General features: G+C 59.0%; 8 protein-coding genes. All 8 read right to left on the minus strand.

Going from position 1 to position 12396, the window contains the following annotated elements; translation table 11 throughout:
• Window positions 1–332: 332 nt before the first annotated feature.
• Window positions 333–1646, minus strand: a complete 1314-nt coding sequence (brnQ, locus tag D6877_RS27190) for a branched-chain amino acid transport system II carrier protein (RefSeq protein ID WP_130912690.1) — start codon at window positions 1644–1646, stop codon at window positions 333–335.
• A gap of 361 nt (window positions 1647–2007) precedes the next feature.
• Window positions 2008–2892: a succinate--CoA ligase subunit alpha gene (gene sucD, locus D6877_RS27195; RefSeq protein ID WP_016773680.1), complete on the minus strand. Its 885-nt coding sequence runs from the start codon at window positions 2890–2892 to the stop codon at window positions 2008–2010.
• Window positions 2892–4058, minus strand: coding sequence for an ADP-forming succinate--CoA ligase subunit beta (gene sucC / locus D6877_RS27200; protein ID WP_016773679.1), 1167 nt, complete (start codon window positions 4056–4058; stop codon window positions 2892–2894). The genes sucD and sucC overlap by 1 nt, the downstream gene beginning before the upstream one ends.
• 182 nt (window positions 4059–4240) lie before the next feature.
• On the minus strand, window positions 4241–5677 hold the full coding sequence (gene lpdA / locus D6877_RS27205; RefSeq protein ID WP_016773678.1) for a dihydrolipoyl dehydrogenase: 1437 nt from the start codon (window positions 5675–5677) through the stop codon (window positions 4241–4243).
• Between the two features lie 108 nt (window positions 5678–5785).
• The gene (odhB, locus tag D6877_RS27210) at window positions 5786–7012 is read right to left on the minus strand and encodes a 2-oxoglutarate dehydrogenase complex dihydrolipoyllysine-residue succinyltransferase (protein WP_130912691.1); all 1227 of its coding nucleotides are present in this window, start codon (window positions 7010–7012) and stop codon (window positions 5786–5788) included.
• A gap of 44 nt (window positions 7013–7056) precedes the next feature.
• Window positions 7057–9888, minus strand: coding sequence for a 2-oxoglutarate dehydrogenase E1 component (locus D6877_RS27215; RefSeq protein ID WP_042607586.1), 2832 nt, complete (start codon window positions 9886–9888; stop codon window positions 7057–7059).
• A 251-nt stretch (window positions 9889–10139) separates the two neighbouring features.
• Entirely contained in the window at window positions 10140–10844 is a 705-nt protein-coding gene (locus tag D6877_RS27220; RefSeq protein WP_016773675.1) for a succinate dehydrogenase iron-sulfur subunit, read from the minus strand.
• 11 nt (window positions 10845–10855) lie between these two features.
• Window positions 10856–12396: succinate dehydrogenase flavoprotein subunit (gene sdhA / locus D6877_RS27225; RefSeq protein WP_130912692.1), on the minus strand; the 1541-nt coding region annotated here is incomplete at its 5' end.

Below are 12396 nucleotides of genomic sequence, written 5' to 3' on the forward strand. Positions count from 1 at the left end.
CCCCAGCAGACGACAAACCAGACGGCGGCGAGCAAGTGGATCAGATTGGCTTGGACGAACGACATGCAATTCCTTGTGAGATGTGATCACGGTACAAATTACCTGTGGGAGCGAGCCTGCTCGCGAAAGCGGCGTACCACGCAACACTCATGGCGGCTGACATAACGCATTCGCGAGCAGGCTCGCTCCCACATAACGATTTCGGCAACCCTTCGACGTTAGCTCAGCAAAAAAGACACTGCCTCCCGCGCATAAAAAATGCCCCGTATCGATTGATACGGGGCATTTCTGTTTAACCGTGCTCGACCCACTTGTGGCGGGTCCGAACCACGTCAGGCAGTGACTTCGCTGCGCTTGCCCAGCAGGCGATCACAGACCACGGCGACTACCAGGGTCATCACGCACGGGACCAGCCACGCCAGACCCTGCTCGCCCAGCGGCAAGTGCGACAGCTGTGTCGGCATCCAGTCCGCCAGACCAGCGCCCTTCAGCGCGTCGATGGTGCCGAACAGGAACGACACCAGCATCACCGGGCCAAGAATACGCCCGTGCTCATGCCAGAAATCCTTGCAGAAGCTCAGCGCGACCAGAACGATGCACGGCGGGTAGATCGCGGTGAGTACCGGAATCGAGAAGGCGATCAGTTTGGTCAGACCGAGGTTGGAGACCAGCAGCGAGAACGCTGCGAGGATAATCACCAGCGTCTTGTAGGACAGTGGCAGCACACGGCTGAAGTATTCAGCACAGGCACAGGTCAGGCCGACCGCCGTGACCAGACACGCCAGCGAGATCAGCACCGCAAGGAAACCGCTGCCCAGCGAACCGAAGGTGTGCTGTACGTAAGCATGCAACACCGCCGCGCCGTTGGTCGCGCCGACGGCAACTTCATGGCTGCCGGACCCGAGGCGGAACAGGCTGACGTAGACCAGTGCCAGACCCACGCCGGCAATCAGCCCGGCGATGATCGCGTAACGGGTGATCAGCGCTGGCGACTCGACGCCACGGGAGCGGATCGCGTTGACGATAACGATGCCGAATACCAGTGCGCCGAGGGTATCCATGGTCAGGTAACCATTGATGAAGCCTTGGGAAAACGGTGCCGCCACATACTCTGGAGTGCCGTGACCGATGTCACCCGCCGGCAAGGCGAATGCGGCAATGCCCAGTACTGCCAGCGCAATGATTTTCAGCGGTGCGAGGAAGCGGCCCACGGTATCCAGCAAACGCCCAGGGTAGAGCGAAATGAAGAACACCAGCAGGAAGTACACCGAGCTGTAGAGGAACAGCGCCAGCGGGCTCTCGCCGGTCAACGGCGCCAGACCCACTTCGAAGGAAACGGTGGCGGTACGCGGAGTGGCGAACAGCGGACCCACAGCCAAATAGCATGCCGCCGCGAGGATACCGCCGGCGATCTTGCCGATCGGGCTGCTCAGCGCATCCATCGCGCCGCCGACCTTGGCCAGCGCCACCACGGTGACCACCGGCAAACCGACGGCGGTAATCAGAAAGCCCAGCGCGGCCATCCAGACATGAGGCCCGGCCTGCAAGCCGACGATCGGCGGGAAAATGATGTTACCGGCCCCGACAAACAGGGCAAACGTCATAAAACCAAGTGCCAGGATGTCCTGACCTTTCAAAACTTTCATTAAGGAAATACCACACTACTGAAATCGGAATTTAGAGGGGGATTGCCCTGTTGGATTAGGGAAATGCTGTCGATCCGTATGGGACTGACCCTTAAAGCGCGTGGCTGCCTTGTGGGCGGCGGACGCAAAAATGGCGGCCAGCCTAACGAATTTGGCGGACAAACGCACTGTTGGAGGGCGAACTATCCGATACGCGACGTTTCCGTGTCGCGTTTACATAAGAAAAGCAGCTGCAAGCTACAAGTTTCAAGCTGCAAGCTTCTATCTTGCAGCTAGCCGCTTGAAGCTTGCCGCTGCTCTGAAACGACAAAGGCCACCCGAAGGTGGCCTTTGCTGCTGGAGCTAAAAAGTCAGCCGAAGCTTACTTCTTCACTTCCCAGCCAGTCAGCTCGGCCAGGGCCTTGCCGATGTCTGCCAGCGAACGCACGGTTTTAACGCCTGCGTCTTGCAGCGCAGCGAATTTCTCGTCTGCAGTGCCTTTGCCGCCAGAGATGATTGCGCCAGCATGGCCCATGCGCTTGCCCGGAGGAGCAGTCACACCAGCGATGTAGGAAACAACCGGCTTGGTCACGTTAGCCTTGATGTAGGCAGCCGCTTCTTCTTCAGCCGAACCGCCGATCTCGCCGATCATCACGATCGCCTCGGTCTTCGGGTCTTCCTGGAACAGCTTCAGGATGTCGATGAAGTTCGAACCCGGGATCGGGTCACCGCCGATGCCGACGCAAGTCGACTGACCGAAACCGGCGTCAGTGGTCTGCTTCACAGCTTCGTAGGTCAGGGTGCCGGAACGCGAAACGATACCGACCTTGCCTGGCAAGTGAATGTGACCTGGCATGATGCCGATCTTGCATTCGCCTGGGGTGATCACGCCTGGGCAGTTAGGGCCGATCAGGACTACGCCCAGCTCGTCGCACTTAACCTTGGCGTCCAGCATGTCCAGGGTAGGAATGCCTTCGGTGATGCAGACGATCAGCTTGATGCCGCCGAATGCCGCTTCCAGGATCGAGTCCTTGCAGAACGGAGCCGGAACGTAGATCACGCTGGCGGTAGCGCCAGTGGCAGCTACTGCGTCTTTGACAGTGTTGAACACTGGCAGACCCAGGTGCTCGGTGCCGCCCTTGCCCGGAGTTACGCCGCCAACCATCTTGGTGCCGTATTCGATGGCTTGCTGGGTGTGGAAACTACCTTGCGAACCGGTAATACCCTGGCAGATAACTTTGGTGTCTTTATTGATCAGGACGCTCATTATTTGCCCTCCGCAGCTTTGACAACTTGTTGAGCAGCGTCGGTCAGGCTGGTAGCAGCGATGATGTTCAAACCGCTTTCTGCCAGTACTTTAGCGCCCAGCTCAGCGTTGTTGCCTTCAAGGCGAACAACAACCGGGATTTTCACGCCGACTTCTTTCACGGCGCCGATGATGCCTTCGGCAATCATGTCGCAGCGAACGATGCCGCCGAAGATGTTGACCAGTACTGCCGCCACGTTCTGGTCGGACAGGATGATCTTGAACGCTTCAGTAACGCGTTCCTTGGTAGCGCCACCACCTACGTCGAGGAAGTTGGCTGGCTTGCCGCCATGCAGGTTGACGATGTCCATGGTACCCATGGCCAGACCGGCACCGTTGACCATGCAGCCGATGTTGCCTTCCAGGGCTACGTAGTTCAGTTCGAACTTGGCAGCGTGCGCTTCGCGCGGATCGTCCTGCGACGGATCGTGGAAAGCCTTCAGCTTAGGCTGACGGTACATGGCGTTGGCGTCGATGTTGATCTTGGCGTCGAGGCAATGCAGATCGCCGTCAGCCTTGATCACCAGCGGGTTCACTTCCAGCAGAGCCAGGTCGTGGTCTTTGAACAGCTTGGCCAGACCGACGAAGATCTTGGCGAACTGAGTGACCTGCTTGCCTTCCAGACCCAGCTGGAATGCCAGCTCGCGACCCTGGGATGGCTGAGCGCCAACCAGTGGATCGATAGTGGCCTTGAGAATTTTTTCTGGAGTGTCGTGAGCGATTTTCTCGATGTCCACGCCACCTTCGGTGGAAGCCATGAACACGATGCGACGGCTCGAACGGTCAACGACAGCGCCCAGGTACAGCTCTTTAGCGATATCAGTGCACGATTCAACCAGGATCTTGGTGACTGGCTGGCCATTGGCGTCAGTCTGGTAAGTCACCAGACGCTTGCCCAGCCACTGCTGTGCGAAGGCTTTGGCGTCTTCTTTGCTGCGAACCAGCTTTACGCCGCCCGCTTTACCGCGACCACCGGCGTGAACCTGGGCTTTGACGACCCACTCGTTGCCGCCGATCTTGTCGCAAGCTTCTGCTGCTGCTTCCGGGGTGTCTACTGCATAACCAGTGGAAACTGGCAGGCCGTATTCAGCGAACAGCTGCTTACCCTGATACTCGTGAAGATTCATGCTTTTTACCGTCTTCGTTAGGTACTGCGCATTCGGCGCTGCGCTCGTTTGAGTGCCGCGCCACCTGTGACTGCTGCTTGCGTAGCTGGGCTACGCAAGACTGCGTCCGGCGGACATTCCGCGGTGAGTCTTGCTCGCAAGGCTCACGACGGGCCGCTACCGCCGTGGTTTCTTATTATGTCTTAACGCTTCTTGCGGTTGGCAATGTGAATGGCGCCGCCATTCACTGCCAGAGCAGCTTCGTGCAAGGCTTCGGACAGGGTCGGATGGGAGAAGACCATCATGCCCAGGTCTTCAGCGCTGGTGCCGAATTCCATACCGATCGCGCCCTGCTGAACCAGTTCTGCAGCGCTCGGGCCAATCACGTGCACGCCCAATACGCGGTCGGTCTTGGCATCGGCGATGACCTTGACGAAACCACCGGTATCGTTGGCAGCCATGGCACGGCCGGAAGCGGCGAACGGGAAGGTGCCGACGTTGACTTCAACGCCTTCGGCCTTCAGCGCCTGCTCGGTTTTGCCAACCCACGCGATTTCCGGGTGAGTATAAATAACCGAAGGGATCAAATCATAGTTCATCTGAGCCTTGTGGCCCTTGATGCGCTCGACAACCATGATGCCTTCTTCGGACGCCTTGTGGGCCAGCATCATGCCGCGAACCACGTCACCGATGGCGAAGACGCCCGGTACAGCTGTGACGCAATGGTCATCGACCGCGATGAAACCGCGCTCGTCGATTTCCACGCCGCAGTCGGCAGACAGCAGATCAGTGGTCACCGGACGGCGACCAACGGCTACGATCAGCTTGTCGAAAGTGATGGTCTGTTCGCCGTTGGCATCGGTGTAGTTGACGACGACTTCTTCGCCGTTGACTTTCGAACCGGTAACGCGAGCGCCCAGCTTGATGTCCAGACCCTGTTTGGTCAGGGTTTTCAGCGCTTCCTTGGAAACAGCGGTGTCCGCTGCCATCAGGAAAGTGTCGAGTGCTTCGAGAACAGTCACTTCTGCACCCAGACGCGACCATACCGAACCCAGTTCCAGACCGATCACGCCAGCGCCGATCACGCCCAGACGCTTGGGTACGGACTGGAATTCCAGAGCGCCAGTCGAATCGACGATGACTTTCTGGTCAACCGGAGCCGGTGGAATGTCGATCGGACGCGAACCTGGCGCGAGGATGACGTTTTCCGCTTCGATGACTTCAACCGAACCGTCCGGCTTGGTGACTTCGACTTTCTTGCCGGCCAGCAGCTTGCCGTGGCCCTGGATCGAAGTAACGCCGTTGGCCTTGAACAGGGTGGCAACGCCGCCGGTCAGGTTCTTGACGATGCCAGCCTTGCGGCCAACCATCGCAGCGACGTCCATTTTGACTTCGCCGGTCGAGATACCGTGAACGTTGAAGCTCTCTTTGGCTTCCTTGTATTTCCACGAGCTGTCGAGCAGCGCCTTGGAAGGAATGCAACCCACGTTCAGGCAGGTACCGCCCAGGGCTTGCTTGCCCTCTGCGTCGGTGTACTTCTCGATGCAGGCAGTGGTCAGGCCCAACTGAGCAGCCTTGATGGCCGCTACATAGCCACCAGGGCCGGCACCGATCACTACTACGTCAAATTTCTGCGACATTCAAAAAATCCTCTTTAGCAATAAAGCTACAAGCCGCAAGCTTCAAGCTGCAAGCCCACCCGCTCGCCTTGAGCTTGAGGCTTGTAGCTGAAAGCTTGCAGCTGCTTTTTAGATATCCAGCAACAGACGAGCCGGATCTTCCAGCAGGTTCTTGATGGTCACCAGGAAGGTCACAGCTTCTTTGCCATCGATCAGACGGTGATCGTAGGACAGAGCCAGGTACATCATCGGACGGATCACGACCTGACCGTTGATGGCCATCGGACGCTGGATGATGTTGTGCATGCCCAGGATCGCTGCCTGCGGCGGGTTGACGATCGGCGTCGACATCATCGAACCGAAGGTACCACCGTTGGTGATGGTGAAGGTACCACCGGTCATCTCGTCCATCGACAGTTTGCCGTCACGGGCTTTCTTGCCAAATGTTGCGATGCCGCCTTCGATTTCAGCCAGGCTCATCAGCTCGGCGTTACGCAGAACCGGTACCACCAGGCCACGGTCGCTGGAAACGGCAACGCCGATGTCTGCGTAGCCGTGATAAACGATGTCGCCGCCGTCGATCGACGCGTTGACAGCCGGGAAGCGTTTCAGCGCTTCAGTGGCCGCTTTCACGAAGAACGACATGAAGCCCAGGCGTACGCCGTTGTGGGACTTCTCGAACAGGTCCTTGTACTTCGAACGCAGGGCCATGACTTCGGTCATGTCGACTTCGTTGAACGTGGTCAGCATCGCCATGTTCGACTGGGCTTCAACCAGACGCTTGGCTACGGTGGCACGAACGCGAGTCATCGGTACGCGCTTCTCGATGCGGTCGCCGGCAGCGAACACAGGCGCAGCAGCCGAAGGAGCAGCAGCCTTGGCAGGCGCGGCAGCCGGAGCAGCTTTCTTCGCAGCAACAGCGGCAACCACGTCTTCCTTGGTCACACGACCGCCCTTGCCGGTGCCGGCAACGGAAGCGATGTTGATGCCGTTCTCTTCAGCCAGCTTGCGAGCGGCAGGAGCTGCGATCGGGTCATCTTCGCCATCGGCAGCAGCCGGTGCGGCAGCGGCAGTAGCAGCCGGAGCAGCAGCGGCGGCAGGAGCGGCAGCAGCAGCGCTGCCCTCTTCGATCGAGCCCAGGACCTGGTTCGACAGAACGGTAGCGCCCTCTTCGGCAACGATTGCGCCCAGCACGCCGTCAGCTTCAGCCAACACTTCGAGCACGACTTTGTCGGTTTCGATGTCGACGATCAGGTCGTCACGCTTGACGGCCTCACCTGGTTTCTTGTGCCAGGTGGCAACGGTGCCATCGGCAACCGATTCCGGGAATGACGGGGCTTTGATTTCGATAGCCATTATCTGTGGGTCCTTAAAATTCGGTTTCAGTCAGCGCGAAGGCGTTAAACAGTGAAAGCATCTTGCAGCAGTTTTTCCTGCTGCTCGGCGTGCATCGATGCGTAACCACAAGCTGGCGCAGCCGAAGCCTCACGGCCCGCGTACTCAAGTACGAGAGTCTTGTCGAGGTTGGCGATGCTGCGACGCAAGTGATGCTGGCTGCAGTACCAGGCACCCTGGTTCATCGGCTCTTCCTGACACCAAACGGCGTGTTTGACGTTGGTGTATGGAGCCAGGACTTCTTTCAAGTCGTCCTCAGGGAACGGATACAGCTGCTCGATACGCACGATGGCGATATCTTCGCGGCCTTCGGCACGGCGTTTTTCCAGCAGGTCGTAGTAGACCTTGCCGCTGCACAGAACCACGCGCTCGACCTTTTTCGGGTCCAGTGCATCGATTTCCGGGATCACGGTCTGGAACGAACCTTCGGCCAGATCTTCCAGCGTCGAGATGGCCAGCTTGTGGCGCAGCAGCGACTTCGGCGTCAGCACGACCAGCGGCTTGCGCAGCGGACGAATCACCTGACGACGCAGCAAGTGGTAGATCTGCGCTGGCGTGGTCGGCATGCACACCTGAATGTTGTGCTCGGCGCACAGCTGCAGGTAACGCTCAAGACGAGCCGAGCTGTGCTCAGGGCCCTGACCTTCGTAACCGTGTGGCAGCAGCATGGTCAGACCGCAGAGACGGCCCCACTTGTGCTCGCCGCTGGTGATGAACTGGTCGATCACGACCTGAGCACCGTTGGCGAAGTCTCCGAACTGGGCTTCCCAGATCACCAGCGCGTTTGGCGTGGTGGTCGAGTAACCGTATTCGAATGCCAGTACCGCTTCTTCCGAGAGGAACGAGTCGTACAGGTCGAAACGTGGCTGACCGTCGTACAGGTTCTGCAGCGGAATGTAGGTGCCCGCGTCTTTCTGGTTGTGCAACACAGCGTGACGGTGCGAGAACGTACCGCGGCCGATGTCCTGACCAGTCATACGAATCGGGTGACCTTCGAACGCCAGAGTCGCGTACGCCATGGTTTCGGCGTAACCCCAGTTGATCGGCAGGCCGCCGGCTTGCATCTTCTGACGGTCTTCGTAGATCTTCGCGACCTGGCGCTGAACGACGAAGCCTTCCGGAATTTCAAGCAGCTTGGCGGACAGTTCTTGCAGGGTCTTGAGATCGAAACGCGTGTCGTGACGCGCGGTCCAGGCGTGGCCCAGGTACGGACGCCAGTCGACGAACAGCTCTTTGTTCGGCTCCTTGACCAGCGATTTCACCACGTGCAGACCGTTGTCCAGCGCGTTGCGGTATTCGTCGACCTTGGCCTGAACACGTTCAGCGTCGAGCACACCGGCCTGGGTCAGGCGTTCAGCGTACAGCTCGCGGGTAGTGCGCTGCTTGGTGATCTGCTGATACATCAGGGGCTGGGTGCCGCTTGGCTCGTCGGCCTCGTTGTGGCCGCGACGACGGTAGCAGACCAGATCGATGACCACGTCACGCTTGAATTGCATGCGGTAGTCGATGGCCAGCTGGGTCACGAACAGCACGGCTTCCGGATCATCACCATTCACATGGAGGATCGGCGCCTGGATCATCTTGGCAACGTCGGTGGCGTACTCGGTGGAACGCGAGTCCAGCGGGTTGCTGATGGTGAAACCAACCTGGTTGTTGATCACGATGTGCACGGTACCGCCGGTCTTGAAACCGCGGGTCTGCGACATCTGGAAGGTTTCCATGACCACGCCCTGACCGGCGAATGCCGCGTCACCGTGGATGGAGATCGGCAGAACTTTCTCACCGGTCAGGTCGTTGCGACGGTCCTGACGGGCGCGCACCGAACCTTCGACCACCGGGGAAACGATTTCCAGGTGGGACGGGTTGAACGCCATGGCCAGATGAACTTCGCCGCCGGTGGTCATCACGTTGGACGAGAAGCCCTGGTGATATTTCACGTCACCGGAACCCAGCTCGACCTTCTTCTTGCCTTCGAACTCGTCGAACAGCTCGCGCGGGTTCTTGCCGAAGGTGTTGACCAGAACGTTCAGACGGCCACGGTGGGCCATGCCGATGACGACTTCCTTGGTGCCGTACGAGCCGGAACGCTGGATCAGTTCGTCGAGCATCGGAATCAGGCTTTCGCCGCCTTCCAGACCGAAACGCTTGGTGCCCGGGTATTTGGTGCCCAGGTATTTTTCCAGGCCTTCACCGGCAGTCACGCGCTCAAGCAGGTGGCTCTTGATGTCGGCGGAGTACGTCGGACGACCACGCACGCTTTCCAGACGCTGCTGGAACCACTGGCGCTGCTCGGAATCGGTGATGTGCGTGAATTCAGCGCCGATGGTGCGGCAATATGTCTGCTGCAACGCTTCGTGAATTTCGCGTAGGCTCGCTTCCTCTTTGCCGATGAACAGGTCGCCGGCACGGAAGGTCGTATCAAGATCGGCATTGGTCAAGCCGTAATGATTGATCGACAGGTCTGCAGGTGCAGGACGCTGCCACAGCCCCAGCGGGTCAAGCTGGGCTGCCTGGTGGCCACGCATACGGTAGGCCTGGATCAATCGCAGCACTTCAACTTGCTTCTTCTCGTGCTCACTGCTCACGCTGCCGGCGGAAACCGGTTGGGCGCGGCGCTGGTTCTTTGCCAGCAGCACGAAATGATCGCGAATCGTCGAGTGCGAAACATCAGTGGCAGAGTTGCCGTCGGCAGGCAACTTCTGAAAGTAGGTGCGCCACTCTTCTGGCACAGCGTTAGGGTCGTGCAGGTAGAGCTCATAAAGCTCTTCCACATAGGCAGCGTTTCCACCTGAAAGGTAGGCGCTGTTCCACATGCGCTGCATCACGCTTTCTTGCATGCTTGGTCACCCTCGGTTAGGGGAACACCATCGGTGTCGACACCGAGCAAACTTGCAGAAGTCCGAATGCAGCGACTAAAACAAGCCACCTAGGATCACACTGATAGTCCGGGTACCAGCCCGGATGCCCCTGCTTGTCTCATTTCTTCAAAAGAAGAGCTGCAGCTTATGGCTACTGCTCTGGTTATAGCCATGACGCGGGTTGAAGCCCGCGCCACAGCCTCTACGGTGCAACGGTTACAGCAGCTGAATCACACGCCGCTCGAAAGCAGCATGTTACGGATGTGACCGATGGCCTTAGTCGGGTTCAGGCCTTTCGGACATACGTTGACGCAGTTCATGATGCCCCGGCAGCGGAAAACGCTGAACGGGTCGTCAAGTGAAGCCAGACGTTCGCTGGTCTTGGTGTCACGGCTGTCTGCCAGGAAGCGGTAGGCTTGCAGCAGTGCAGCTGGACCCAGGAACTTGTCCGGGTTCCACCAGAAGGACGGGCAAGAGGTCGAGCAGCAGGCGCACAGGATGCACTCGTACAGACCGTCGAGCTTTTCGCGCTCTTCTGGCGACTGCAGACGCTCGATGGCCGGAGCCGGCGTGTCGTTCTGCAGGTAAGGCTTCACCTTCTCGTATTGCTTGTAGAAGATGCTCATATCGACGACCAGGTCACGGATAACCGGCAAACCTGGCAGCGGACGAACGATCAGTTTGTTGCCTTTTACAACGGCAGACAGCGGCGTGATGCAGGCCAGACCGTTCTTGCCGTTGATGTTCATGCCGTCGGAGCCGCAGACGCCTTCACGGCAGGAGCGACGATAGGAGAAACCTTCGTCCTGCTCTTTGATCAGGGCCAGCACGTCCAGCACCATCAGGTCTTTACCACCGGTATCGACCTGGAAATCCTGCATGAACGGCGCAGCGTCCTGATCAGGGTTGTAGCGATAAACACTGACTTGCAACATGGCGGTCACCCTTAATAAGTCCGGACTTTAGGTTCGAAAGTCGGAACAGTCTTCGGCGAGAAGTTCACGGCACGCTTGGTGACGCGCTTGTCACCCGGGAAGTACAGGGTGTGGCACAGCCAGTTTTCGTCATCACGGTCTTCGAAGTCTTCACGGGCGTGAGCGCCGCGGGACTCTTTACGTACTTCGGCCGCGATGGCGGTAGCTTCAGCCACTTCCAGCAGGTTCTGCAGTTCCAGCGCTTCGATACGTGCAGTGTTGAACGCTTGCGACTTGTCGTTGATCTTCACGTTGGCGATACGCTTGCGCAGATCGGCCAGCTGAGCGATGCCCTTCTGCATGTATTCGCCGGTACGGAATACACCGAAGTAGTTCTGCATGCAGCTTTGCAGCTCGCGACGCAGGGTGGCAACGTCTTCACCGTCGGTACGGTTGTTCAGCGCGTTCAGACGCGACAGTGCAGCTTCGATGTCGGACTCGGTAGCGTCGTCGTATTCGATGCCATCGGTCAACGCCTTTTCCAGGTGCAGGCCGGCAGCGCGACCGAAGACCACCAGGTCGAGCAGCGAGTTGCCGCCCAGACGATTCGCACCGTGAACCGATACGCAAGCCACTTCGCCTACCGCGAACAGGCCAGGGATGATCTGGTCCTGACCTTCGGCGTTCTGGGTGATCGCCTGGCCATGAATGTTGGTGGCAACGCCGCCCATCATGTAGTGGCAGGTCGGCACAACCGGAACCGGCGCAACCACCGGGTCAACGTGGGCGAAAGTCTTCGACAGTTCGCAGATGCCTGGCAGACGGCTGTGCAGCACTTCCTCGCCCAGGTGGTCGAGTTTGAGCATCACGTGGTCGCCATTCGGACCGCAACCGTTGCCTGCGATGATTTCCTTGACCATCGAACGGGCAACCACGTCACGACCAGCCAGGTCTTTCGCGTTCGGAGCATAACGCTCCATGAAACGCTCGCCGTGCTTGTTGATCAGGTAACCACCTTCACCACGGCAACCTTCGGTAACCAGTACACCGGCGCCGGCGATGCCGGTCGGGTGGAACTGCCACATTTCGATGTCTTGTACCGGCACGCCAGCACGCAGAGCCATGCCGACGCCGTCACCGGTGTTGATCAGGGCGTTGGTGGTGGACGCGTAGATACGGCCCGCACCGCCAGTCGCCAGAACGGTGGCCTTGGCACGGATGTAGGAGGTTTCGCCGGTTTCGATGCAGATCGCGATCACGCCCACGAATTCGCCTTCCTGGTTTTTCACCAGATCAACAGCGTAGTACTCGTTGAGGAACGTGGTGCCGGCTTTCAGGTTGCCCTGATAAAGCGTGTGCAGCAGCGCGTGACCGGTACGGTCGGATGCTGCGCAGGTACGTGCAGCCTGACCGCCCTTGCCGTAGTCCTTGGACTGGCCACCGAACGGACGCTGGTAGATGCGGCCTTGCTCGGTACGCGAGAACGGCAGACCCATGTGGTCCAGCTCGAAAACAGCGGCCGGGCCTTCCTGACACATGTATTCGATAGCGTCCTGGTCACCGATGTAGTCGG

It is taken from the genome of Pseudomonas sp. Sample_9, assembly GCF_004307535.1.
GTDB classification, from domain to species: Bacteria; Pseudomonadota; Gammaproteobacteria; order Pseudomonadales; family Pseudomonadaceae; genus Aquipseudomonas; species Aquipseudomonas mercuritolerans.